The sequence below is a fragment of the Jilunia laotingensis genome, assembly GCF_014385165.1.
Lineage (GTDB): Bacteria > Bacteroidota > Bacteroidia > Bacteroidales > Bacteroidaceae > Bacteroides > Bacteroides laotingensis.
Window position 1 is genome coordinate 3,169,469 of record NZ_JACRTF010000001.1, and the last position, 26,056, is coordinate 3,195,524.

General features: G+C 41.1%; 21 protein-coding genes, 3 pseudogenes and 2 riboswitches. Of the genes and pseudogenes, 12 read left to right on the forward strand and 12 right to left on the reverse strand.

Annotation, left to right across the window (positions count from 1 at the left end; all coding sequences use genetic code 11):
- Positions 1-130 precede the first annotated feature (130 nt).
- The 5 genes and pseudogenes from H8744_RS12070 to H8744_RS18895 form a co-directional block, all read right to left on the reverse strand.
- The gene (locus H8744_RS12070; protein ID WP_262435068.1) at positions 131-859 is read right to left on the reverse strand and encodes a DUF6064 family protein; all 729 of its coding nucleotides are present in this window, start codon (positions 857-859) and stop codon (positions 131-133) included.
- The gene (locus tag H8744_RS12075; RefSeq protein WP_262435069.1) at positions 860-1,357 is read right to left on the reverse strand and encodes a threonine/serine exporter family protein; all 498 of its coding nucleotides are present in this window, start codon (positions 1,355-1,357) and stop codon (positions 860-862) included. It abuts the gene before it with no gap.
- Positions 1,354-1,590: pseudogene (locus H8744_RS12080) on the reverse strand (threonine/serine exporter family protein); the annotation flags it as partial. The pseudogene H8744_RS12080 and the gene H8744_RS12075, both read right to left, overlap by 4 nt.
- 134 nt (positions 1,591-1,724) lie before the next feature.
- A complete protein-coding gene (locus tag H8744_RS12085) occupies positions 1,725-3,413 on the reverse strand; it encodes a putative transporter (RefSeq protein ID WP_262435071.1) in 1,689 nt (562 codons plus the stop codon).
- Positions 3,414-3,606: 193 nt separating this feature from the next.
- Positions 3,607-3,834 (reverse strand): cysteine-rich CWC family protein, encoded by a 228-nt coding sequence (locus tag H8744_RS18895; RefSeq protein ID WP_305067369.1) that lies wholly within the window; start codon positions 3,832-3,834, stop codon positions 3,607-3,609.
- Positions 3,835-3,897: 63 nt separating this feature from the next.
- A riboswitch (cobalamin riboswitch) is annotated at positions 3,898-4,104 on the reverse strand.
- Between the two features lie 275 nt (positions 4,105-4,379).
- Between H8744_RS18895 and H8744_RS12090 the strand changes: the two genes are divergently transcribed.
- Together H8744_RS12090 and H8744_RS12095 are read left to right on the forward strand one after the other, a co-directional pair.
- Positions 4,380-7,439 carry a T9SS type A sorting domain-containing protein gene (locus H8744_RS12090; protein WP_262435072.1) on the forward strand — a complete coding sequence of 1,020 codons (3,060 nt, stop codon included), beginning with the start codon at positions 4,380-4,382 and terminating at the stop codon, positions 7,437-7,439.
- Positions 7,440-7,655: 216 nt separating this feature from the next.
- On the forward strand, positions 7,656-8,999 hold the full coding sequence (locus tag H8744_RS12095; protein ID WP_262435073.1) for an MATE family efflux transporter: 1,344 nt from the start codon (positions 7,656-7,658) through the stop codon (positions 8,997-8,999).
- 159 nt (positions 9,000-9,158) lie between these two features.
- Here H8744_RS12095 and H8744_RS12100 read toward each other — a convergent pair whose 3' ends face one another.
- The 4 genes and pseudogenes from H8744_RS12100 to H8744_RS18900 all read right to left on the reverse strand — a co-directional run bounded on the left by H8744_RS12100 (position 9,159) and on the right by H8744_RS18900 (position 15,078).
- Positions 9,159-10,247 (reverse strand): DUF5074 domain-containing protein, encoded by a 1,089-nt coding sequence (locus H8744_RS12100; protein WP_262435074.1) that lies wholly within the window; start codon positions 10,245-10,247, stop codon positions 9,159-9,161.
- A gap of 44 nt (positions 10,248-10,291) precedes the next feature.
- Positions 10,292-12,286, reverse strand: coding sequence for a YncE family protein (locus H8744_RS12105; protein ID WP_305067492.1), 1,995 nt, complete (start codon positions 12,284-12,286; stop codon positions 10,292-10,294).
- A gap of 15 nt (positions 12,287-12,301) precedes the next feature.
- A complete protein-coding gene (locus H8744_RS12110; protein ID WP_262435076.1) occupies positions 12,302-14,350 on the reverse strand; it encodes a TonB-dependent receptor plug domain-containing protein in 2,049 nt (682 codons plus the stop codon).
- A 169-nt stretch (positions 14,351-14,519) separates the two neighbouring features.
- A riboswitch (cobalamin riboswitch) is annotated at positions 14,520-14,720 on the reverse strand.
- Between the two features lie 98 nt (positions 14,721-14,818).
- Positions 14,819-15,078, reverse strand: a pseudogene (locus H8744_RS18900) (DUF4160 domain-containing protein).
- A gap of 157 nt (positions 15,079-15,235) precedes the next feature.
- Between H8744_RS18900 and H8744_RS12115 the strand changes: the two are divergent.
- Positions 15,236-16,186 (forward strand): DUF5106 domain-containing protein, encoded by a 951-nt coding sequence (locus H8744_RS12115; RefSeq protein ID WP_262435077.1) that lies wholly within the window; start codon positions 15,236-15,238, stop codon positions 16,184-16,186.
- A 170-nt stretch (positions 16,187-16,356) separates the two neighbouring features.
- Here the strand turns inward: H8744_RS12115 and H8744_RS12120 are convergent, their stop codons facing one another.
- The 3 genes from H8744_RS12120 to H8744_RS12130 all read right to left on the reverse strand — a co-directional run bounded on the left by H8744_RS12120 (position 16,357) and on the right by H8744_RS12130 (position 18,120).
- Positions 16,357-17,169, reverse strand: a complete 813-nt coding sequence (locus H8744_RS12120; RefSeq protein WP_262435078.1) for a DUF4373 domain-containing protein — start codon at positions 17,167-17,169, stop codon at positions 16,357-16,359.
- 97 nt (positions 17,170-17,266) lie between these two features.
- On the reverse strand, positions 17,267-17,614 hold the full coding sequence (locus tag H8744_RS12125; protein ID WP_305067494.1) for an SH3 beta-barrel fold-containing protein: 348 nt from the start codon (positions 17,612-17,614) through the stop codon (positions 17,267-17,269).
- 164 nt (positions 17,615-17,778) lie between these two features.
- A complete protein-coding gene (locus H8744_RS12130; RefSeq protein WP_262435080.1) occupies positions 17,779-18,120 on the reverse strand; it encodes a hypothetical protein in 342 nt (113 codons plus the stop codon).
- Positions 18,121-18,687: 567 nt separating this feature from the next.
- Here H8744_RS12130 and H8744_RS12135 point away from each other — a divergent pair.
- The 9 genes and pseudogenes from H8744_RS12135 to tnpB form a co-directional block, all read left to right on the forward strand.
- A complete protein-coding gene (locus tag H8744_RS12135) occupies positions 18,688-19,221 on the forward strand; it encodes a UpxY family transcription antiterminator (protein ID WP_262435081.1) in 534 nt (177 codons plus the stop codon).
- Between the two features lie 25 nt (positions 19,222-19,246).
- The gene (locus H8744_RS12140; protein ID WP_262435082.1) at positions 19,247-19,741 is read left to right on the forward strand and encodes a UpxZ family transcription anti-terminator antagonist; all 495 of its coding nucleotides are present in this window, start codon (positions 19,247-19,249) and stop codon (positions 19,739-19,741) included.
- Between the two features lie 74 nt (positions 19,742-19,815).
- Entirely contained in the window at positions 19,816-21,297 is a 1,482-nt protein-coding gene (locus H8744_RS12145; RefSeq protein WP_262435083.1) for a lipopolysaccharide biosynthesis protein, read from the forward strand.
- On the forward strand, positions 21,282-22,391 hold the full coding sequence (locus tag H8744_RS12150; protein ID WP_262435084.1) for a DegT/DnrJ/EryC1/StrS family aminotransferase: 1,110 nt from the start codon (positions 21,282-21,284) through the stop codon (positions 22,389-22,391). Before H8744_RS12145 ends, H8744_RS12150 begins: the two co-directional genes overlap by 16 nt.
- Positions 22,392-22,402: 11 nt before the next feature.
- The gene (locus H8744_RS12155) at positions 22,403-23,587 is read left to right on the forward strand and encodes an ATP-grasp domain-containing protein (RefSeq protein WP_262435085.1); all 1,185 of its coding nucleotides are present in this window, start codon (positions 22,403-22,405) and stop codon (positions 23,585-23,587) included.
- A 9-nt stretch (positions 23,588-23,596) separates the two neighbouring features.
- Positions 23,597-23,872 carry a hypothetical protein gene (locus tag H8744_RS12160; protein ID WP_262435086.1) on the forward strand — a complete coding sequence of 92 codons (276 nt, stop codon included), beginning with the start codon at positions 23,597-23,599 and terminating at the stop codon, positions 23,870-23,872.
- A gap of 248 nt (positions 23,873-24,120) precedes the next feature.
- Positions 24,121-25,122 (forward strand): NAD-dependent epimerase/dehydratase family protein, encoded by a 1,002-nt coding sequence (locus tag H8744_RS12165; protein WP_262435087.1) that lies wholly within the window; start codon positions 24,121-24,123, stop codon positions 25,120-25,122.
- A 125-nt stretch (positions 25,123-25,247) separates the two neighbouring features.
- On the forward strand, positions 25,248-25,607 hold the full coding sequence (locus H8744_RS12170) for a hypothetical protein (RefSeq protein WP_305067495.1): 360 nt from the start codon (positions 25,248-25,250) through the stop codon (positions 25,605-25,607).
- Between the two features lie 31 nt (positions 25,608-25,638).
- Positions 25,639-25,932: pseudogene (gene tnpB, locus H8744_RS12175) on the forward strand (IS66 family insertion sequence element accessory protein TnpB); the annotation flags it as partial.
- Between the last annotated feature and the right edge of the window lie 124 nt (positions 25,933-26,056).

The following is a 26,056-nucleotide window of genomic DNA, read 5'->3' on the forward strand; positions in this document are numbered from 1 at the left end:
TAGATATTTAATTTTATCCGACGAAATTAACGTATTTCTTTGGTTTGTGCAATAAAAAAGTGACTTTTTGTTATTTTGGTAATAAAAAAAGGAAAACTTTGTGTTTGCGAACTAGTTAGGATATAAAGAATCAGATATCACGACTTAGTTGGAAGAACATACTTCCCATCAGCACAATGGCAATCCCAATACAAAGGGTTATGAGCAGATAATTAATATACTTATTTTTAGGCTTAGTCTCATCATTTAGATTACATAAATAATATTCTTTAAAAAATAGATATAAAGCGGGGACAGAAGCACTTGCTAATAGAAAATCTTCTGGAATTTTAAAAAAGTAAGTTTTTGATAAGCCGATCATAGACCAATGACATAACAGTAAAATAATAAATAGGTTGACTTTTCGAGTGAATAACAATAATAATCCGATTGTAAAAATTACCACAGAACAGGGCATGACCGGTGATGTTATTTCAGGAAAAGTCAATCCTCTTAACCAAGAGGATAAAGGATAAAGAAAAGGCATTAATAGCAATAGAAAAGCTAATTTTGAGTATTTTTGATTACGGTCAAACTGTGTATAACCTGTGACTAGGTCCCATATCCATGCTACAGCGAGAATTATCCAAAAGGCAGACATCACATTATTGTAACTTCTTTCAGCACAATAAATATGATAATAAACGATAGAAATCCATAGGTAAATTGCTATCAAATATAATTTCATTCCAATTTTCAGCCAGGGATATGGTCGGCGTAAAAGCATTATAGTCAATAAAATTCCAAATAATACAATGATGATTTGATAAATCCAAGTCGCTGAATTATATAAGCCAATCGTTTTCCAAAATATATTCATTTATTTTATTGTTTTATTTCTAGTTAAAGATGAAGCACGTCGGGGAAAAAGAAACATAGGTAATGTTGCTCCGACAGCTAATAGAAATACTACGGTACATGTTACCATTGTATTTGAAAAAAACATTTCCATATATTTAGTTCTTTCTATCGGTGAATTTACATTTTGTAGAAACATAATCTGAGAAAATACCATGTTATAAGCAAACTTTCCGGGAATCATAGGTAATAGTGCAGGAATGTAGAGAACTATCATTGGACTGCGAACCTTTTTTCCGAGCCATATACTACCAAATCCAATGATTAAGGCTCCTGCTAAAGATCCGGTTGCAATATCCATTTCAGTGATCGACATTAAGCAATAACGACAGGCATGGCCTACTGCAGCTAGTAAACCGATAATTCTAACAACCCTCAAAGGGGGATCTGAAATAGCTCCAAAACCAATACCTGCTACAGCTGCAAATAGTCCGTCTGAAAGAATATCTATAATTATCATAATAAACTATCCTTGACTAATAATAAAGTGAATGAAAGTCCGATAGCAATACATACTATCAGTAAGGAAGCTTGTACTAAACGTGCAAATCCTGTTAGAATATAACCTTCGACAATGTCAATGACACCATTTATTAAAGGTACCCCCGGTACGAGATAAAGAACACTTGTTGCAAGTGCTATTTCTGATGTCGTGTCGAAAATTAATGCAGTAGAAGCGCATAGTGAAGCAACCCCATAATATGGATAGTGACAAATGATTATCATACGTTTCCCAACTTAATGCACTCAAATAAAAAAATATGCTTGATGCGCCTTTCCTATTTTGATATTGTTTCCAGTTGGGATATGGTTCAAAAAATTGAAATTCAACCTAAACATAAAATAAGTAGTTGTGCCGTAAGTACACGTAAGAACATGGCCAAAGGGTATACAGTAGCATATCCGACTGCCGGTGCATCACAGGATGTAAGATCATTAGAATAGGCTAAGGCGGGTGGGTTGGTATTTGCACCGGATAATACACCTATAAGCGTGTAATAATTTAATTTACATACATAGCGCCCGATAATTCCTGTCAACAATAGTGGAATTACAGTAATGAGTACACCATAGGCAATCCATATATATCCTCCTTCATTTATTATTGTCTCAATAAATTCTTTGCCAGCTCCTAAGCCTACACAGGCAAGGAATAATGAAATTCCTATCTCTCTTACCATTAAATTTGCACTCATGGTTGTATAAGTAATCATTTTATATTGAGGACCAAAACGACTGATTAGTATAGATACGATAAGTGGACCTCCTGCCAAACCTAATTTTACCGGTTGAGGGATACCGGGAAACATGAATGGAATACTTCCCAGGATACATCCTAATGCAATACCTATAAATATAGGTATAAGGTTAGGCTGGTTCAATCGTTTCATGGAATTACCCAACACTTTTTCTGCGTGGCTTACTGCTAATTCGCTCCCTACTACGGTAACGCGATCCCCCATTTGTAATTGTAGATTGGGTGTCGCTACAAGGTCAACACCCGAACGATTTATGCGAGTAATACTTGCTCCGAAATTGTTGCGTATTTTAAGTTGTGAAAGCATTTTCCCATTTAGTTCTGGTTTTGTTATTAGGATACGACGTGAAATCAGGTTCTTATTCAGTTGTTCCCATTCCATCTCAATTTGTTTGCCGAAGAATACTGAAATGGCTTCAATATCTATCGGGTTCGAGATAATCAGAATTTTATCATGAATGTGCAGGGCTGTTTCTGAATTTACCAATTCGGTCTCTTGCTTTCCTTCGTGATAGCGGATACGTGAGATGACAAAGTTACGGTTTACCAATGGACGGATATCTTTAATTTTTTTTCCGTCAACAGCTTCATTTTTTATTTCAATTGAAACGGGGCGCACAGTTAGTTCTTGTAAATGTCCCAAACCCTTTTCAGCTTCTGCTTCTTCTTTTGAAGTATTGATATTCAGTATATATTTTAGTATCAATAAAGAAAAAATGGCACCTACTACCCCTAAAGGATATGCAACTGCATACCCCATGGCTATTTCCGGTGCATCTATGCCATTCATATCGCTATTCGCTTGTTGAGCTGCTCCCAATCCCGGGGTATTGGTAACAGCACCTGATAAAATACCGACCATTGTCGTAATGGGAGTACCTGTTGTAAAATGTAGAATTATGGTAATGACAATACTCAGAAAAATGGTTGTTATAGCCAGCATGTTTAAGGTGAATCCCCCTTTTTTAAAAGCAGAAAAGAAGCCGGGACCTACTTGTAAACCAATGGAATATACAAATAAAATCAATCCGAATTCTTTTAGAAAATGAAGTAAATGTTCATCTAAATTTAGATTAAAATGCCCGAAAACTATACCGACGAAAAGTATCCAGGTAACACCTAATGAAATACCTGCAACTTTTATTTTGCCTAATATGATACCGCAAGCAATCACTAATGACAAAATTAGTACGGAGTGAGCTACTCCACCACCCCAAAGATTGGGGAATCCTTCGAAAAGGTTTCTTAAAAGTTCCATTTTATTGAAAGTTATGATTTGTTTTATTAGTTATAAATCTTTGTTTATGGCTTGTTCATAATATCATTTAATGATATTTCCATGTAAATCCATATAAATTTCGGTTTGCTAAAAGTATCCCTGGAGAAATCACTTCTACAGGGATACACACACATCGAACCTTTATAGCGGCATATTACCGCATTTTTATCAGCTAAACATCATCTTTCTTTTTTATGCAATAAAGGTTGGATTCACTATGGTCGAAGTTCGCTTTTATTTCAATCAAACAGTCATGACAAAGACAGTCTGAATAGTGCTTCTGTATATAAGTACATGGACTTTTACCAAGATTTATAGTAGCACAATGACAGGATGAAATATCATTATGCGAACAATCAAATGTCGCACCGCAACGCGGACATACCTTTTTTATAGGCATACCTCATGTTAATTACTTAGTTAACTTATTTTTTCGTACTGTTTTTCTAATCCCACGAGCCAAAGCAGCCTTTAATGAATGGCAGGTCTTCTGACTGACTCCTAATCTTGATGCCTTCCCAATGTATAAATGTCACATCAGTGGCAAAGGTGTTTTACAAGATATTAGCAGAGTTTCACAGCAGCGTGGACTGTTCGGGATTTACACCCGATTCCCTTTTAATTCAAATCACAGAATTGTGCATCTGAAACCAATTCGTGGCAAAGATAATAGAATTTATAATAAGATGGGATAGGGAAGAAGAAAAAAGCTAAGATTATATATTTTCCTGCATCGGAAAAGTATTAAAAAATCGGATATTTCAATAGTCGCTTTAATGTTTGCTTATTTTTTAGTTTCTAAACAGTGTAGCATTTGAAACGATAGAAAGAATTGTAATCGAAAAATAGTATCGAATTCGTGAATCAGCGAGAGTTCGGTTTGTTTTTTCCTTTATAAAACCATAGATTTGTCTTTGGTAATCAATAAACTAAAATGTGTAGATTATGAGAAAAACATTACTTTATTTAATTATGGGTATCTTTGCTTGTGTAGCAAATGTACATGCAGAAAAGACGTTCACCGCGACAGGTGCCAATTCATTAGGCACGGGTATGTCACCTAACGGGAAATATGTTGTAGGGGTAAGTAGCCAGTACTTTGCATATAATATATATATGAAAAGTTATTTGTACAATGTCGAAACCGGAAGCATGGAATGGATTACGGATTATGACGAGACTGATTATGGTAAAAGCGGATCTTTTGCGGATGTCTCGAATGATGGAGTAATATCAGGTACGTTTAAAGATCCTGAATATACTATTACTGTAAGCGATTTCGACGGAGATCGCACTTTTCCTATCAATGTCGCTGCCGTCTGGAAAGATGGCATCCGTACATCCTTGGGTTTCGGCAGTTACGAACTTTCACAATTCAATTATTTTGAAGATGGGAGCTTTGCCAATGCAATATCGGGAGACGGAAAGACCGTGGTTGGAAATATAGGAATCGGGAATTCCACCTACATGTTTCCATGTAAGTGGGAGCAAGCGGACTCAGGTGCGTGGACGTTTAGCCAATTAAATCTCCCGCAGGATGCGGTAGGAGGTAAAGCCGTCGATGTGTCTACAGATGGAAGTATCATTACCGGTGTCATCTGGTTTCCGATGTATGAGGCTGCTGCTTATTGGCAAAATGGGGAATGCCATCTGATAGAAGGAGTCGGAGAGGATGTGCAATACAACGGGACTGGACAAAATAAGGCGTGTGCCGTCAGTCCGAATGGCAGATTTGTTGGATTTATTTTTGGCAATAGCGAACCAGGCGTTTATGATGTACTGCAGAAATCATATAAGAAAATTATTCCCTTCGAACCCTATCATTCTCCGGATGATCTTGCCGTTGCCGATAATGGGAATGCTGTTAGCTCGTTTGGTTATGGATCATTTTTTACCGGTGAAATCTATGAACGACCGTTCTGGTATTCTTATGAAGAGGATCGCATTCTCGGTTTTGACTATTTCATGAGTCTTTTTGCCCAGGGAGTCAAGCCCTCTTTTACATTTGCATATGAAGAGAAAACGAAAGTAACACCTTGTGCTATTTCAGCTGATGGGACCTTTATTATGGGAAATAACGACGTTGTAGTCGCCATGGGGGGAGTGCCCGAATGCTGGATGTTGCAAACAGAGTACCGTACGGTCAAAATCCCGGCTACTCCAGAAGGATTGCAGGCAAAATCACAGGAATTTAAAGAAGTAACTCTTACTTGGAACAAGGACGAGCAGGTTTATGACGGATTGGAATTAGAGTCTTATAACGTCTACTGTGGAGGAGAAAAGATTGACAACGTTGCGGCAGATGTCCTCGAACTCACTTATAGACATCGAAATGCAACTCCCGGATTTCCGGAATACTCCATTGCTAGCGTGTTCCAAGCTGCCGATGCTTCTAAGGTTGAATCGCCCAAATCCAATCCGGTGGCAGTGGCTGTTCCCGACACTTATGAATTGCCTTTCTTTGACGATTTCGATTCCCAGTCTTTAGAAACTAATTATTGGACGAAAGAACCATATTATGGTGATATGATCGACAATACATGGGGAGTTATTCCTTACTACGGAATCTATGATTATGGTCTGTATTCATCTCCCACCACTCAAGCTCCCTATTCTTCCGGGTTAATTTCGCGGCCAATGGATGCGAAGAATGAGAAACATGTCACTCTTTCTTTTGCTATCATTTATGGTTTGATCAATTCCGACAACCAACAAATGGACAAAGATTCTTTGAGCATTGATGTTTCGTCAGATAAAGGCGTGAACTGGGAAGAAGTCAAGGGAATGTCGTTCAAAGACCTTCCTCAAAGCAATTGGAGCATGCAGACTGTGGACTTGTCGAAGTGGGTTGCAGGAAAGTTATTCCAGGTAAGACTTCGTAAGCATGGACAAGGCGTAGCCCAGTATTATTACAGCATCGACCTGTTTAAAGTGGGAACCACTCCTGAAAAGGATGCTCCGGAAGGCTTGACGGGACAGATTACCGATGCAAGACAGGTGAACCTTATTTGGAAAAATTCGTTTGGAGCATACCAGTTGAATCATATCAACGAATATTATTCAATGGGATTGGCTGTGGGAAACGAAGGCAAGGAATTTATTGCGGCCAATTCATTCGATACGACAGATTTAGCTGTTTATAAAGGAAAATACATAACCTCCGTCAGTGCCTTCATTAATCATAGCTATATAGAAGATTCAAAAGATACCCATGCTTCTATTGTTATTTTCGAAGACGGAAAACTGATCCGAGAGCAACAAATGGAAGATATTAAATACAATGATTATAATACCGTACTATTGGATGAGCCTATTCCGGTGGATGGACAAAAAGAACTGAAAGTAGGGTTGAAGATATTCGATTACGATGAACGGCAGATTCCGATTGCCTATCAGACCACATCGAAATTCTTACCCGGAAAGAGCGACCTTTACTCCGAAGATGGAGGGAAGACATGGCAGAAACTGTCTGATTACTATGCAGCCATAGAAGGACAGGAGCAGAGCGGATATTGCAGTTGGGACATTACAGCTAATATTACCGATGAATCTATTTCGAGTACAACCGATATGAATCCGGATAATAACATGTTGGCTTACAATGTATTTAGAAATGGTGAGAAAATCAGTAACCAATTGTTAGACAAACGCCAATCGAGATTCACCGATACGGAAGCGATGGACGATTGTTACTATGAAGTGGTCGCGTATTATTTTGATGGCTCGGTTTCCGATGTTTCGGATCGTTTTACGATTGGCAAGCTTTCTTCTATCCGTAATCTTGATTTGAATAACGGCATAAGGATTTATCCTAATCCGGTGACAGACCGTATCAACATTACGGGCGAATTTGTCAAGGCAACTTTGCTGAATATCAATGGTCAGGTTGTAACCGCCACTTCAGAAAACGTAATACCGGTATCTTCTTTCCCTGCCGGGGTTTATTTCCTGAAAATCGAAAGCGGTGACAAGGTACAGACAGAAAAGATTATGATTGAGAAATGAGGCAGGTGATCGTTTTCAGAATATAGGTTTGGAAGAGTGTGTCAACGTTTTGGCACACTCTTTTGGTAGGTAGTATCTTCTGAAAGAAAATAAGAAAAGATATATGCTATATTTCCACGGATTATGTATTACTTTTGCCGAGACACTTCCTCTGTTCAGAGATAAGAAGCGGATAAACACTTAAGGTTTAGAAAAAGTAAAAGTCGTAAAAAAGTAATGCTGCAAAAAGGAAATCTGACACAAGGAGGAATAACCGGAACCTTGTTACGTTTTACCTTACCGATGATAGCAGGCTCGTTCCTGCAACAGTGCTATAATATAGCAGATACGTTAATTGTAGGGCAATTCATTGGTGCAGGTGCATTGGCTGCCGTAGGGTCAGCCTATACGCTGATGGTATTTCTTATATCCATAATGCTAGGCTTGTCGATGGGTAGTGGCACTGTTTTCTCCCTTCAATATGGTGCCGGGCAGATGGGAGCCTTGCACCGTAGTATCTATGTATCTTCTCTGCTTATCGGTGCGGTTACATTCTTGTTAAACTTGGCTGCTTTCCTTTGGTTGGATCCTATCCTCCGACTTCTGCAAGTGCCGCAGGATATTTATGCCATGATGTATAATTATTTATGGATTATATTCTACGGTATACCCTTTACTTTTATTTATAATTTTTATGCGGCTCTGTTGCGTGCTGTTGGTGATGCGGTGACGCCACTTTGGTTTCTGGCGGTTTCTGTCGTATTGAATATCGGTTTGGATTTGTTTTTCATTCTGCGATTGGGGTGGGGGATAGAAGGGGCTGCCATTGCAACGGTCGTTGCCCAAGGTGTATCTGCTTTAGGGATTATGGGATATACTTATATAAGATGCCCTGAACTTAGGTTGCATAGGGAGGATTTACGTTTTGACCGTAAATGTTTGAAAGAGATCACCTCCTTTTCCACTTTGACTTGTGTTCAGCAGTCTGTCATGAATTTCGGGATTCTGATGGTGCAAGGATTGGTGAATAGTTTCGGGACGGTAGTCATGGCTGCTTTTGCTGCTGCCATTAAAATAGACTCCTTCGCCTATATGCCGGTACAGGAATTTGGAAATGCCTTTTCAACTTTTATTGCCCAGAATTATGGGGCAAAACGATATGACCGCATTCGTAAGGGAGTACGTAGTGCTTTTATTACGGTAGTTATTTTTTCCCTCATCATTTCTGTTTTGGTATTTTTATTCGCAAAGCCACTCATGTTGATTTTTGTCCGTTCGTATGAAACTGATATATTGAGTGTCGGGATCGACTATCTGCGTATTGAAGGTTCTTTTTATTGCGGCATCGGTATTTTATTCCTGTTATATGGATATTACCGGGCTATCCGGATGCCGGGTATGTCAGTGATTCTCACGGTAGTGTCATTAGGTATTCGTGTAGTGCTTTCCTATTGGCTTGCCAGCATCCCGTCCATCGGTGTCAACGGCATTTGGTGGTCAATTCCTATCGGCTGGTTTTTTGCAGATCTCATAGGGATAGTCTATTACAAGTATCGTCGGGGGATTGAAAAACGGATATAAGTATATTGACTTTACATTTTCAGTTTATAATTAAAAAGTAAGAGCCTGGCATTGCGCAGGCTCTTATTAAATGAGAAAAATTAATAGTTCTTTCCACTTTAGAGAACTTTATTTTGGAACATCTATGTTGTTCATGTAGAGAACTACCTTGGATTTTAATTAAAAAATTATTTTAGAGGGGAACCAGAATTCACCAGAGTAATCAATGGTTTGTATAGGAGTTTCTTGTTTGCCATTTACAACCAGTATTTGATTATTCATGTAATGATCGCCCCAACCGTCTTCAGTAAATGTGGCATAAACATTTCCTTTTTTCGGGTCAACGGACAATCCGGCACCATAAAAAGAGTAGTTATCCGGTGCGGTTACTATTTTGGTTAAATCACCGGATGCGATATCATACTTATAAGCTTCTTTAGAGTTCCAGCCATCTTTTTTTACAAAATAGATAGCATTTTCCGAAATTGAAGAGCAAAGGCAAGTAGGAGTATACGCCATGCTGTTATAGTTTACACTGAAACCTTCCGGAAGGGCAATTTCTGAAACGGTTAATGTATTCGGATCTATTTTTATTAGTTTATCCATATTGGCCGCCCATATGTTACCATCTTTGGATTGAGTGAATCCTGTAACGGCATCTGTTAATTCTTTTTCAAAAGATAGGTCAATTGCATTATAAGATAAAATCTTATCGTCAGAGATTATCAGTACGTGGTTTCCTGATTTATATACGTCTTTTGTCCTTCCTGTGCCTTCGATGGTTTCACCTAAAGCAAGTGGATTCAAATTTACTTTAAATGCACCGTTTGTAGAGGTTAAGATAGCAGTGTTGTCATTGATGATACAAAAATCATTGCTTTGTCCATTTGTTCCTAATAATTCTTCCCCTTCGATAGCGGCAACATGACTGAAATCTTCTAGATTTATTTCTGTTAAGTATGGAGATTCTTTAGATACTACGTACATTTTATTATTATAAATTGTTGCAGTAGTGCTTGTATTCCCTAAGGTTTTTCCCGAATTATTTGTCCGGTAAATGTTATTAAACCATTGTTTATTTTTATAGTAGCAGATAGAACCTTTACTGCCCATTTTCCCTTCATTGATCACATAAAATCCATTCTCATATTTATGGATTATGGTAGGTTCTTTGCCATTATCTTCATCATCGCTACATGAAGTGAATACCGGCAATGCCATTAATGCAATTAAGCACAATTTTCCGAATAATAAACTTAGTCTTTTCATTTTTCTTAATTTACTTGTAATTTTGATTATTGATAATTGATTCATTATTTATTGTAATGTAAATCTTCAATAGCCTGTAGTTCCGTTGAGGCTTCCCCTAACCATCCGCAATCCTGATTGACGGCAGTATAGATCTTCACGAAATCTATTCCGTCCAGATGTACGGGATTGCCGTTTTTATCTACCGCCCAATCGATCTTGAACTGTGAGTATTCCGTATCGTTCGGATGGTTGTCCGCATATCCGTAAGGATAGCAATAACCCACCCAATGTTCGGGCATGTCCGGACGCGGTTCATTTACAGCATTGTCTGCCAGACGACTTCCTTTGAATGTCATTTCACTTTTCGTAATCCATTCCGGATAGTAGGATTCTTGTGTATTGAATTCATTGCGTTTTACATATCCTTCGCTTCCCTGATTGTCCGACCAACGAATGTCATTTCCGGGTTGCTCCGGACGGTAATAGGTTATTTCATAATCACGGGTCGTTGCAAGAGAGTTATATTCACTTCCGGCAAGTTCGTACCATTCATCGTCTGGGAGTCCGTTTCCGTTCGTATCCTTAGAAACCAGTACAATGCCCGGTTCTGAATTCCCACCCGGTTTATCAAGGAAAGTACCATACATGTCGTAATAGGCATTGCCGTATATCTTTAAATCATATTCACCCGGTACGTTCGGTACGGTATGATCGAAGCCTACTGTGATATTACCGCCAAATGCGCCTAATGTAAGGAGGCAGATATTTCGGTCTTGTAGCAACTCGGTCGCGTATTCCAGTACTTGCTGATAAGAAAACCCTGTTTTATAAGCTGTTCGGGTAGTGTTCATGTATTGTGACGGGGCTGGATTGTATTCTAAAACTTTATTTGCGAAAGCGGAAATTTGAGGATCGTCCGATGGTTCTTCTTCTTCATTTTCTGTGTATTTATCGGTAAAAACTACCGTGTTCGGGTTCTGTCCGATCTTGCGGATACTGAATTGCAGTTTTCCCTGTGGGGTGAAACAAAGCACGTCTCCGCGTGTCTGGTATTTGTAAGCGTCTGTTATATACACATTGCCGCTATATGGATTTACGAAAATTCCGTAAGGAGTATGTATTTCAGTACCATCGGTGATAAAGTTTTCACGGATCGTAGTTCCGTTCTGTAGATTGAAAACTTTGATCTGGGAAGCTTGGTTTTCAAAACTGAAGTTATATAAATAAGCCACTTGGTCGCTGATGGCGAAGCTCATAACTTTCTCATTGTATATCTTTGCGACTTCATCACTGGCAGCATCAATTTTTACAAAATTATAGTCTCCTGCACTGATATCCTTCCCGTGGGTCGCTACATAGACATTTCCGTATTCATCTGCCGCTATCTTGCCGGGATTGGGACCTACTTCTATCTTTTTTATTTCTTTGAACGGGTCAATACTCACAACAGACACGGTATTGTCCACACCGATACCATCCCAGTCCAATCCACCGGAGTTGGATACATATAGCTTGTCGTTTTGTACACAGATGCCATCCGGGTTACGCCCCACTTGTGCATAAGTCTCGATAGCTAGTGAAGCGGTATCTATCCTCGCTACCGTTCCGTCATAGGAACAGACATAAGCTTTGTCTTTGTGAAACGCAATATAGCGTGGTTGGCGTGAACTGCCGTCTTCACCCAACATAGGGATACGCTTCAATGACAGTCCCGATGTAAGGTCGATTACTTCTATCTGGCTCGATACATTTACAACGATGTAGAGCTTATTGCCATAGATAGCCATGTCGTTGGCAGTATCACCCAGTCCGCGTCGATTGAGACTGCGGAAATAGTCAATGTTCGTTTTCCCGCTTTTGAATGAATGATAGGCCAGTGTACTGTTGTTCAGGTTGAATAATCCTTCACTCAGCACATAGATCCCGGCTGTTCCTGTTTCGGTAACTGTTCCGTTACCCCCTCCGCCTTCTTCTCTATTATTCTCTTTGTCTGTCAAGTCATCACAGGCAAAAAAGAGTAGGGCGAATAATAATCCTATCAGATATTTATAGTTCATCATAATGATTGGGTTTTAATAAGTTACTTTTAAAGTGGCTCGTACCGAACGTCCCGGCATGGGGAAGAATTTGATAATTTCATAATTCTTGTTCAATAAGTTGAGGACTTCCACATGGAGTGATGTATGTATATTCCTTATTTTGAACTCCCGGCTTGCCGAAATACTGTGATCGCTGTATCCGCTCAGTCGATTCTGGCTGATATTTTCTCCTTGCGTATACCGTTTTCCGGAAAAAAGGAATGAATAGGAGAGGTTAATCCAAGGTGTTTCGATACCCGCTTGTCCCGAACCGGACACACGAGGCGTATAGGCTATCTGGTGACCGTAAGTTGCTTTCTCCGGTTCATTGTTGGGATCGGTCTTGTCCAATGCATGCTGGTAGGTATAATTTCCGGAGAGATTGATCCGTAGCTTCTCCAGAGGCTGCATTGTAATAGTTCCGGTCACGTCGATTCCTTTGATTTCCGCTTTGCCGAGGTTTGTCATTGTCCATACGAAAATATCTTTTGTCGGAGTGGCAATGATCTTATCTGTTACCTTATTATAATAAGCATCTACCGTAGCAGATAAATAGGGTAAAAATTCATTGATCGCTTTACTATAAGTAAGTCCCAGGTTGTATTGCCTCGTATTTTCGGGGCGAAGGGTTACTGTTCCTATCTTTCCGTAGTATAAATCGTTGAAATTCGGAAGGCGGAAAATGCTTTTGTAGAAAAAACGTATTCTGAATTCTTCTTCGTTGAACGGTTTAAAAGAGGCACTGACATAAGGACTTAGTTTATGATGATTCTTCCCGCTTTCTCCTTCTTTTGTTTTTTCATTTATCATTGTTGCCAATGCAGAAGCGGATAGGGTCACCCATTCGTTTACATATTTACCGGCCAGTACGGTTAGCCATGAATAACGGGTGGGGTAGGCAAAGTCGGGTAAGTTCGCATTAAGGGTATTGATACTTCCGTCCGTGGATAGGGAGAAGGAGAGATTGTCCAGAAAACGATACAGAACGGAAGCTGACAAATAATATTCTTGCTGATAGTAACTATTGTCCTGTTTCTTTTCAGAGTTCTTGTAAGACGGATCGAGGTATCGTTGATAGTTCCAGTTCCATTTTGCTGAAGTCTGGAATGCCCACTTACGGTTGAATTCCTTTTTATATTGGCTCTGGATAAAGGTGTTTTTATCCCATAAATGCTGGGCGGCAAAATCATAATAAAAGGTCGTTGCGTTGGGCAATCCTCGCGAAGATTGGTAATAATATGCCTTTACCCTCCATTGTTCTTTGTCGGAGAAGTTTCCGAACAGTCCGATTTCAGCGCGTAAGTTTTCTACCTGGGTATTCTTTCTTTTTTCACGGGAGGTGAGATCACCTTTATCACCGTAATGCAGTGTGAAAGGGTAATGTCCATCTGCCGACATCCATTCTCCGTTGGCGGACAATGCCCATTTGCTGTTCAGTTGTTGTTCTATCAGTAACGATGGGTTCACCAATCCCCAAGAGCCTGTTTTGAACGAGGCATGAATATTGGTCTTTTTAGTATTCTTAAAGCGGGGTGTCAAAGTTTGTATATTCAGCAAACCTGCCGATGCGAAGAATCTTGCTGGTTGGAATATGTTATCACTCTGTCCGTTACTTAAAGAAAGCCTGTCCACATTGTCTAATGAAAAGCGTCCGATATCAATCTGACCGGTTTGGCAATCAGTCAGTGTGATACCATCATAGCCGACAGCGGTATGCTCAGCCCCTAGGCTTCGAAGTGATACTGTTTTCAATCCGCCTATACCCCCATAATCTTTTACCGTCACACCGGCAAAGTGTTTCACTGCATCGGATACTTGCAAGACATTCAGGTTTTTCAATTCATCTTTAGAGAAAATCTGTATGGGGGCTGCCGAACGTACCTCTTGTGTCTGGTAGCGGTCAGCGACTATCACTTCCGGAATGGTGTAAATATGTGTGGTATCCACTTTTTGCTGTTGTGCAAAAAGTGTGGGAGTACAATAGTAACAGTATAAGATGACTCCCAAGAGTCTATATTTAAAATTCAGTTTCAATCTGTTCATTCAATTCGTTTTGCATTAAAATGTCCGGGCGAAATCACTTCGACCGGACACGATAATAAACTTGGCAGAGTTTATTTTAATCATACTTTCTCTGAATCAGAGTGGTGAATGAAATGATGGATAGAATTATCCGGCTCATTAGACTCAACGCTTTTTCCACGAAAGCAATGAAATTGGATTTGCATGGTAGGTCTTCTGACTTGTTCCTGTTACGAACTGCCTTCCCGGTTTTCCCAGTGGCAAATTGAGTTAGTTGTCCATAACATAGATAGAACTTACAGCAGCGGGACTGTTCAGGATTCGCACCTGATTCCCTTTTAATCGCATTCTCTGTGAAAGGAGTTTGCGAACCAATGCGAAGGCAAAGATAGAAAGAATATTTAGATAATGGTCAATGATAGTAGATATTTTATCAATAAAGAGAATCAATATTCAAGCATGGTCTATGGTGGCATCAATATTCGGTTTTCAATTTAATGCCCAATGCCTGTTATCTATTTTCTCACTGCGTTGGGCTTTTTCCCATAAAGTAAGAATCTCAGGTTCATGTAAATCAATCATTCATTTACTTTAGCTATTACTTTTGCAGGTACTTGCCCGTCTACTATTCTATCTAACACACTAATAGAATATTCATAATCGCCATAAGTAAAATGAATATGTGGCGGGTTATGGTCTTTCCAATAAAGGCTTATTATGATGCCAAAGAATCTACAAATTTCAGGCATAACAACTATTCTTTTAATTCAGACACAAATGTGACTAATTAGTTTCATTTGGACAAATTAAAAAGTATAAAATAAATGCGTATTTTAGAAATCAATTCTATTGCTTTAAGAAAATAATCATGTATTTTTGTAGGATATAGAAAACACATTGATTAGAATGATGAAGCATATAGAATACCTCTTGAGAACAATTTTGGTGCTATGTTTGTGTTCATGCAAAAGCGGAAATGCTTCCGTTCCTGCAGACAATACACAACAAGATACAATTACAACATTTACCTTGCCCACCATCCCCGTAATGCTAACAACACCAGAGCAACGGGCGGACTTTATAGTCAAACATTATTGGGACAATACGAATTTTGCCGATACCAATTATATTCATCATCCCGAAATTATAGAACAAGCATGGGCGGATTATTGTGACCTTTTGAACCATGTAACATTGACTACAGCCCAAGAAGCCATTAAAGCCGCCATCAACAAAGCAGGAGCGGAAAGAAAAGTTTTCAATTACATGACCGATCTGGCAGATAAGTACCTGTACGACCCCAATTCCCCTATGCGCAATGAGGAATATTATATCCCCGTGCTTGAAGCAATGATAACCTCCCCTATTCTAAATGAAACTGAAAAAATCCGCCCAAAAGCAAGATTGGAACTGGCGCAAAAGAACCGTGTCGGCACAAAGGCTCTCGACTTTACCTACACGGTAGCATCAGGTAGACAAAGTACACTTTATCAAATAAAATCAGACTATACACTTTTGTTTATCAATAATCCGGGATGTCATGCCTGTACCGAAACGATCAATGCCATAAAAAATATTCCCATGATCGAAGAGCTAATAAAGAAAAAAAGAATGATCATACTTTCACTTTATCCGGACGAAGAAGTTGACGATTGGAGAAAGCATCGTTCTGAATTCCCATCCGAATGGATTACCGCATATGATAAATCGCTTACACTCAAAACTGAAAATTTATATGATTTAAAAGCCATCCCTACCCTTTATTTATTGGATTCGGATAAAACGGTTATCTTAAAAGACGCATCGGCTCAAGCTATTGAAGAGTGGCTGATTAACAATATCTCCTTAATTCCATAACCTAATGTCTTTCATATAAATGCAAATCGTTTTCCGTACGCACTACGAAAATAAAAGTACGTACTCTTGCTATCCAAGAATACGTACTTAAAGATGAATTAATTAGTATTTTAAGAGATCGTTAAAATACTAATTCTTCATATTGACAAATCAATGACCTTCCTATACACCTAAGAACTCCTCAGTACTTTAATGATGTATTTTCCCGGTGCCTCAATCTTGCTCCAATTGTTTTTCGCGAGCAGTTTCCACACGGGTGTCCCTTTTTCGCCATAGTTGGACAGGCTCAATATGGCCTTGATTTCATTCATTTCGGTTATTTTGTGTAGCCTCAGGCTTTCCAATAGTCCATAATAATTATGCGTTTTCGTATTGAGGGCATAAGCCGGTGGTTCGGGAAGGGAAGCCTGATGGTCTTCATCTCCGTCCATCCTCCCCCTGGGGGGAGTGGAAGGGGGAAGTTCTTTACTCTGCTCTACTATACTTTGCTTTACTTTACTTTGTCCGGAAATGTCCTCATTTTCGGGGTTCACTTCCATTTTTGTCAGCGGGATGTTTACATTTTCAGATTTCCTGCTTTTGTTTTTCTCGTTGGTGATTTCTATTAACAGGTGGGGCAATTTGCTTAAATCCCTTTTTCTACGGCTCGTAGCTTCCATCCAAACCGTTTGTATGTCGATGGAGGTCAGGATTCGGTGTTTCTCATAGCTTTCCCTAGCAAAGAAACCCTTTTCAACAAGCAAGTTTACAATCTCCCCTACCGTTTCAGCCGTATATTCCGATCCCAGCTTTCTGGCGAAAATCATGCACTGCTCTTTCCCCCATTGTATATAGTACCCTTCCGTATAGATCTTGCATAACAGCATGATGACCGCATGAGGCCCTTTGATGCCAAACATAGCGGTGGTCAGCTCCATGATGTCACTGTGGAAGAACCCGGTAAGCAAGGGGAAGTAATTGATTCCATTATATTCTGTTGCCATGGTTAAATTGGTGATTATAGTTTAATGATTAGCGACCGGTGTGTCTCGTGTTGTCGCGGTTTGCCAATCGCTAATCATTTTTAAATCTTCTTTTTTATCAGATTACAGGTCTCCATTCAAGGAAATTCTCCACCTGGAAAGTTCTCCAGTTCTGTTGTTCGACATCCCAGTGGACAACGGCACCATCGATTTTGCCGGGATCGAATTCCTTGTGGAAGTCCCCCCGGTAATGGACCAGCGTCGCTTTTACGAGCCTGAACTCCCCATTCTGTTTATGATAGGCGATCAGTGCATGTCCGTATAGCATGTGGTCCAGCAATGCTTCCAGTCTCAGCGCCATCCATTCCGCGGTGTTCCCATCGTATGCCTTTTCGGCAACGATACGCCTTTTCCATCTTTTCCTCATGGTTTCACTTTGTGATTCCCCCCGTTTTTGTTTTTTCATCATTCTTAAATTTTAGATTGAACAATTCATTTCTGGTCTGTTCGCCTTATGAACGAAGAATGGTGCCTGACGTCGAGACAGCATACTTTTTCATTACCAGCTTTAACCTGCGGCAAAGATAAGGCGATTGTTCCTTGGGACGGATTGAGAAAATTCCGGATCTGTTATTCCGGCTTTTTGTCCTGATAATTCCTTGGCTTCCTGTCTTCCCTGGAGATGGTTGAGATGTAGGTTGCTATCGACCTTTCGCTTAATGATTTGCATTCCCCGTTCTCAATGTAGACAAGTAATCCTTTTTCAGCCAGGAAACGGGCCAGGTGGGACTTGTATGTCTTTATTTTTTCTCCCATATACCCTTTCTGATAGATTGAAATGAAATACCGTATCACATCCTCATGGTTAAAAAGAATTCCTTGGATTTCTTCTTTCCGGTTAGGGGCCTTGTTTCCGTTAACAAATTGTTTTTTAGCAGTTAAAACTTTTTTACTTCTCTTTTTTTGATACATCCCTTGTCGTCATTTGTATTCTTTTTTATACTATGAAATAGCGGTTGATAAACTCAATGTTAAATTGTACGAAAAAGACAAAGGTGCCGAATTTATTTCAGTATCGGAAAGAGAATGGTAAAATTATATCTGTAAATATGGATGTTTTAGATAATAATTAATTGACACACTGCATGATGATGCGATTGGAGAAAAGTGTTTCAATAGACGTTCGTTTAATGGAACGCTTTTTTTACAATGATTTTTCGATACAATATTCATAAAAGCAGACAGATAAATTCTCAATCTTATTTATTACATAGTTGATTAATAAACAAGTGTTTAGCTGAAAAAAAGCAGAACTGAAAACATTTTTTTTATTAAACATTTTGCTATTATGAAAATACCCCATATCTTTGCGTTCCATTAAACGAACGTCTATTGAAACACTTTCATCTGTTTTTACCGCTTCGTTTAACGTTGGAAATATCATCAGAACAGTCACGGTTTGAGCGGGGGGAGATGTCCCGTTCAAACCGCGAAGCGCGCCCGAAAGGGAAGGTTCGGACCCTCAAACAGACATCCCAAATGGTTGATATACAGAAGCAGTGGTTTGCCGCCCGCACCCGTGACAAGCAGGAGTTCGCCATCCGAGAAAGGCTGCAAAGGCTGCGGGTGGAACATGGTGTCGACCTGGAATATTACCTTCCCACAAGGACGGTCTTCCGGCAGTTGAAATACCGGAGGAAACGGGTGGAGGTCCCCGTCATCAGGAACCTGATATTCGTCAGGGCCACCCGGCAGGTCGCCGTGGACCTCCCCAACAAGGAGGGGGTCGCCCTTTTTTACATGAAGGATCTTTCCACCCATGGCATGTTGGTCGTACCCGACAAGCAGATGGACGATTTCCGCTTCATGATGGACCTTTCCCCCGACGGGGTCAGCTTCGACAACGCGTCCCTCACGATGGGCAGCAGGGTGAAGGTCGTCAAGGGCGAACTATCGGGCGTCGAAGGAGAGGTCGGCACCGTTTCCAACAGGACCTACGTGGTCATCCGCATTCGCGGTGTCTTGACCGCCAGCGTCAAGCTCCCCAGGAGTTACTTGAAAATTATCGGTTAAACAATCTAAATAACACATCATTCTGATGGAATCAATTGTAGCAAAATCGCTGGAACTCCAGCGCCAGGCGCACCACCTCCTCTTCCTCGAGGACGATGCCCCCATGTATTCGGACGTTTTTACCCGGCAGAACGGTGCCGTCCTTTCGCTGAGCAATGAATTGTATTCCCTTTGGCGCGCTGCCGGTTCTATTACCCCCGAGGAGGAGGCGGATGTTTGCCTCTCCCTCCTGATGGGCTATAACGCCACCATCTATGATGACGGTGACAAACAGGCGCGAATCCAGGAGGTATTGGACCGCTGCTGGCACGTTTTGGAACGGCTCCCGTCCTCGTTACTGAAAGTCCGCCTGCTCACTTACTGCTACGCGGAGGTATATGACGACGGCTTGGCGGAGGAGGCGCATGCGATCATGGATGGATGGCGCAAGGACTCATTGGCCCCCGAGGAGAGGGAAATGATTGAACTGTTGCGGGGGATCGAGGAGAATCCGTACCCTTGGGTGGAGGTGGAAGAATAAATAATGAGCTTTCTGCATAACGCATGTTTTCAGAAAGGGCTTATCGTTATCACACATAACAGTCTATTTTTGCTTTGTCAGAATCCCTGAGAAATAAAACCGTCCGTGGTGTCGGATGGAGTTTCGTTGACAATATTGCAAGTTCGGGCGTCACCTTTCTGGTGGGCCTCGTGCTGGCCCGCCTGTTGACACCCGCGGAATACGGCATCATGGCAATGATAGCCATATTTATTGCGGTCTCGAATTCGATTGTCGACAGCGGCTTCTCCAATGCGCTGATCCGGAAGGTGCGTGTAGAGCGCGTTGATTACAATACTGTCTTTTATTTTAATCTTGCCGTCAGCGTCCTCCTTTACTTCCTGCTCTTCCTCGCTTCCCCTTCCATCAGCGTTTTCTTTAAGGAGCCGGAACTGGTGAAGGTGACAAGGGTGATAGGGTCTGTTCTTGTTATCAACGCATTGGCCATCATTCCGCGCACCGTCTTTGTCAGGGACGTCAATTTCAAGACGCAGACGAAGGTGGCCTTGATTTCCTCTGTCAGCAGTGGGGCGGTGGGCATAGTGATGGCCCTTTCGGGCATGGGGGTATGGAGTCTGGTGGGGCAGCAGCTGTCCCGGCAGTCGTTGAACTCGCTGTTCTTGTGGGTCTATTGCAAGTGGAAGCCCTCCTTGGAGTTTTCAATCGAGAGTTTCAGGGAGCTTTTCGGGTTCGGCTCCAAACTGTTGCTGTCAGGGCTGTTGAACACAGTCTATCAGAACGTCTACTACATCGTAATAGGTCGTTTTTATAGCTCCTCCTTGCTGGGGCAATATACCCGTGCGCAACAGTTCAACACGATCTTCTCCAGCAATTTGACATCCGTTGTCCAGCGCGTCAGCTATCCCGTCCTAAGTTCCATTCAGGAGGACCCGAAGCGCCTGCGTGAGGCTTATCGGAAAGTCATAAAAACTACAATGTTGATCACGTTTGCTTGTATGCTGGGGTTGGCCGCCGTGTCCAAGCCGCTGATTGTCATTCTGATCGGAGAAAAGTGGCTCCCTTCCGTGTATTTTCTGCAAATAATCTGTTTTTCCGGGATGCTGTACCCTCTCCATGCCATCAACTTGAATATTTTGCAGGTGAAGGGACGCTCGGATTTATTCTTGAAGCTGGAAGTGATAAAGAAGATTATTGCGGTGGTTCCTATAACCGTAGGTGTGTTCTGCGGCATTGAATATATGCTTTGGGGAAGTGTCTTCACTTCTTTTATAGCTTATTTTTTGAACAGCCACTATTCGGCAAGGCTGATCGATTATCCAACAATGGATCAAATGAAAGACATCCTGCCAACGTTTGCCATTTCTTCCATCGTGGCTTTTTTTATGTGGTGTGTCTCCCTGTTTGACATATCGGTATATATTCTTTTACCCATGCAGTTGTCTCTAGGAATTCTGTTGGCATTTATTATTTATGAGAAGCTTCGTCTTCCTGAATATCTTGAAGTGCGGCAACTGGTGTGTTCATTACTTCATCGGAAAAATAAATTGGATAATAAACAAATATGGACGAAAAACTAATAACAGTTACTTCTCCCCTTCTTCCCTCCCTGGACGACTTCTTACCTTACTTGCAGGACATCTGGGATCGTAAGTGGCTGACCAATAACGGTCACTACCATCAGGAGCTGGAGAAGGCCCTGTGCGAGTATTTGAAGGTGCCTTACATCAGCTTGTTTACGAACGGCACCCTTCCCCTGATGTGCGCCTTGCAGGCGCTAAGGATCACGGGTGAGGTGATCACCACCCCTTTCAGCTTTGTTGCAACCACCCATTCCTTGTGGTGGAATGGCATCAAGCCGGTGTTCGTGGATATCGACCCCGACACCTGTAACATTGATCCCGCTAAGGTAGAGGCCGCTATCACTCCTAGGACGACGGCCATCATGCCGGTCCATGTCTACGGCAAGCCTTGCGATACGGAACGTATCCAGGAGATAGCCGACAAGTATGGCTTGAAGGTGATATATGACGCCGCCCACGCCTTTGGCGTGGAGGTCGATGGCAGGTCCATATTGGAAGCCGGCGACATGTCCACCTTAAGCTTCCATGCCACTAAAGTTTATAACACGATAGAGGGGGGGGCCCTGGTCTGCCATGATGAGAAGGTCAAGCGGCGAATCGATTATCTGAAGAATTTCGGCTTTGCCGGGGAGACGACCATCGTCGCTCCCGGCATCAATGGCAAGATGGACGAAATACGTTCCGCCTACGGACTGTTAAATTTGAAGCGGGTCGACGGGGCGATTGCCGCCCGCCGGCGGGTCGCCATGAGGTATCGTGAGGCCTTAAGGAATGTTCCCGGCATCCGGGTCATGGAGGACATGCCGGGAGTCCGCCATAATTATTCGTACTTTCCCGTGTTTGTCGATGCGGAAAAATACGGGATGACCCGTGATGAGCTTTATTTTAAGCTCAAAGGCGAGAATGTTCTGGGCCGTCGTTACTTCTATCCGTTGATAAGTGAGTTTTCCACTTATCGCGGGCTGGATTCCGCAAGGATGGAAAACCTTCCCGTGGCGACGCGGGTCGCGGATAGTGTGGTATGTCTGCCGATGTACCATAGTCTGACTGAAGGGGAAATCGAAAAGGTACTGATTAATATAGCCCTTTAAAGATACTTAGAATGGAGAAAATCTTAATTTTGGGAGGGACTCATTTTCAAGTTCCGGTCATCCAATACTCCAAGGAGCAGGGTTATCGTGTGATAACGTGTGACTATCTACCCGATAACCCGGGACATTTGCTTTCCGACGAATATTACAACGTGAGTACGACCGACAAGGAAGCCGTCTTGGATTTGGCCCGAGGCCTGAAGGTTGACGGTGTCCTTGCCTTTGCTTCTGATCCTGCCGCTCCCACGGCCGCCTATGTCGCGGAGAAGCTAGGGCTTCCTGGCAATTCGTTCAATGATGTGAATTTATTCAGCGAGAAACATAAATGGCGTAACTTTCTCAAGGAAAACGGCTTTAAGACTCCCGTGTCCAAGGATTATTATTCATTGGATGAATTAATGTCTGACGAGTGGTGTTATCCTGTAATGGTGAAGCCCGTTGACTCTTCCGGCAGCAAAGGTGTCACTAAAGTGTCGGGCAGGGAAGCGTTGGCGGATGCGTTTAGCCATGCTTTGTCATATTCCCGTAGCAGGCATGTCATTGTTGAGGAATATATTGAAAGAGCCGGTCCTCAAATAGGGGGGGATGGCTTTTTCGGAACGGACCGTTTGGATTTTGTTTGTTTTGGCGATCAGGTTGTTGATGAAGGCATCAACCCATATGTTCCGTGCGGCATGAAGTTCCCTTCAATTATTCCAGAGTCAATTCAGAAAAAGATCAGCGATGAAATAGAGCGGGCCATACGTTTGTCCGGTTTGAAAAATCTATCATTCAACTTGGAGGTGATGCTGGATGAGAGGGGAGATGTTTTCTTGATGGAAATAGGTCCTCGAAACGGTGGGAATTGCATTCCTGAGGTTATTTATAATTATACGGGAGTCAATCTCCCGGCATTGGCCGTGGAGGCTTCTTTGGGACATCCATTTTCATTGTCGCCCCGGGACAACTCCCATTTTTATGCATACTATGCATTGCACAGCCGAAAGGACGGTATATATAGAGATTATGTTCTTCGAGACACTTTCCCGGGAATATTAAATGGCGAGTATGTCTTTTTGAAAGACGGTGACAATGTCGGTGCATTCATGGGGTCCAATCAGACTATCGGGATTTTATTGTTGGAATTTGAACTCAGGTCTGACATGGACCTTTTTTTCCAACATCCGGAGGAGTTTGTTTCAATAATCGTAGAGTGAATAATACCAGTGATGGAGATCGGGGGCTATTTTAATCTGGAACTTTCCAGCCGTGGCTCATTTTTGCATTGCGATGGGAATTGTCTGAATACGGGGGGGAATGCCCTGGAATATATATTGTCGTCCCTTCCCCGCATATCAAGGTTGTGGATTCCCTATTTCACCTGCGATGCCATAATGGAACCTATAACAAGATTAAAGGTGCCTCATTCCTTTTATTCCATTAATGAAGGACTGGAGATTGCAGGTGAGTTAACCATGCGTATGATTACTTTGCTTATTTGATAGTCCATTCTGGGCAAAGTGGTAGCTTAAGAGTATCAGTTTGGATCAAAAAATTGAAGAGTTAATCATTGTGCGTGATGATTATATATATCTAGGTATGAAAGTATGTTCTTTTAAAGGGGATATTCAGCAATGGCAGCATTACTGACACTTTTTCTTCTTTTAAAGAGATGAATGAAATAATAGAAAAAAACAGTATTGTAAAGTGAATTTATTAACAGGGGTTACTAACCAAAATTAATATAAAAATGAAGCGAATTGTACTATTTGGTGCTACGGGAACTGTTGGGACATATACTGCGATTGAATTGAAAAAGCAAGGATATGACATTGTAGCAGTAGGACGTAGAACATCTGATAACGGTTTTTTCAAAGTAAAAGGTATCGATTATTATCCAGTTGATATAACACGGCCAGACACATTTTCAGTGCTTCCTATGGATGACATTTATTGCGTTGTTCACTTTGCTGGCATTTTGCCTGCTGCAATGAAAGGTTATGATCCTCAAGCTTATATTGATACAATAATGAGCGGGACATTAAATGTTTTAAATTATTGCCTTTCTGTTAAAGCTGAAAAGATAATTTTTTCCCAATCACGTGCAGACTCAAATTATCTTATGGACCAAGGACCTATTCCTTCGGATATTGTAAAAAAATTCCCACTGACAGGCGATCATTCGGTTTATTCTATTTGTAAAAACGCGGCAGTGGATTTAATAGAACACTATTACCATCAATATAACCTGAAAAGGTTCATATTGAGATTCCCAACAATATACGCATACCATCCCAATCCCTACTTTTATGTTAATGGAATACGCAAATGGAAAGCTTATAGGTATTTGATTGATCAAGCCATCAAAGGGAAGACCATTGAGATCTGGGGTGACCCTCAACGTGCAAAGGAAATAGTGTATGTAAAAGATGCCATACAGATTGTCCAAAGATGTATTGATTCCGAATTGGATGGAGGTGTCTACAATGTTGGGAGAGGTGTTCCGGTTACGTTGGAAGAGCAGATATTAGGCATTGTAGAAGTCTTTTCGGATAGCAAACATCCTTCCCAAGTCATATATAAACCGGAAAAGCCAAATGCGCGGGAATATGTAAATGATATTTCTAAAACGAAAAATGAACTTGGGTATGTGCCCGAATATGATTACAAGGCCCTATTGCTTGATTATAAAAAAGAGATGGAGGCTGAGTCATTTAAGAAATTATGGGGAAGCCAAATCGATTATGAATAAGAATATCATTAGAATAAAGTGTCCCAATAACAATATACAGGAAAGAGAGAAAAGATTGGTAAGCAGTCAAAAAAATGGCTATTGATTGTAAGTTCTATCTTCGCTGCCAACCCAATTTTAGAATTATGTATAGCAGTGAAGATCTTGAAAGGTTTTACTTTCAGTACCAGACCGAGGCCTTTACTCATGGAGAATCTCTCCAATCATTTTGTATTAAGAATAAAGTTCCTTATAACATTTTTCAGAAATGGTATAAGGATACTCGTAACAAAGTCGTAGAAGTCAAAGTCGATGGAGTTCCTATTGATGCGGATGAGGAAGACTTAAAATTAAAAGGTCCGGTTCAGCAGGCAGCGCGACGAACAGATAATTCTGTTCGTATATGGATTGACATTCGTATCAGCAATGGCCTACATTTATCCCAAAAGAATTTAAGCTATCAGGATTTAGTTCGTATGGTAGAGAAGCTGGAGAGGTTATGCTGAGTGTTACCGGTCTAAATCATTTTACTATGTCCGTGATTTTACCGATATGCGTTGTAAGCACAGCCGTGTGTTGTCTATCATTCGTGAAAGACTTCACAGGGAGCCAAGTGATGGAGATGTCTTTGTTATGTCTCGAAATCGCAGAATAGTTCGTATGTTTTCATTCGATAATCGTTCGTACAGTTTGTTCGAGAAGAAGTTTGTTTCAGGCTATCAGTTCATGAAAGTAGAGCGGAATGGAGCGGATACAGTCTATCGGGTTGATTGGAAAGATGTGGTTCTGATTCTTGAAAACCCTGTTGTTAAAACATTAAAAATCAGATGATTAATACATTTGTTTACTTGCGGTTTTATGATTATTTCACTACCTTTAATGCTGTAAATCAAAGGTTTAATCATGATCGAACTGCAAGATATAATAAGAGCAAAAAGGGAGCTGTTGAGTAGGG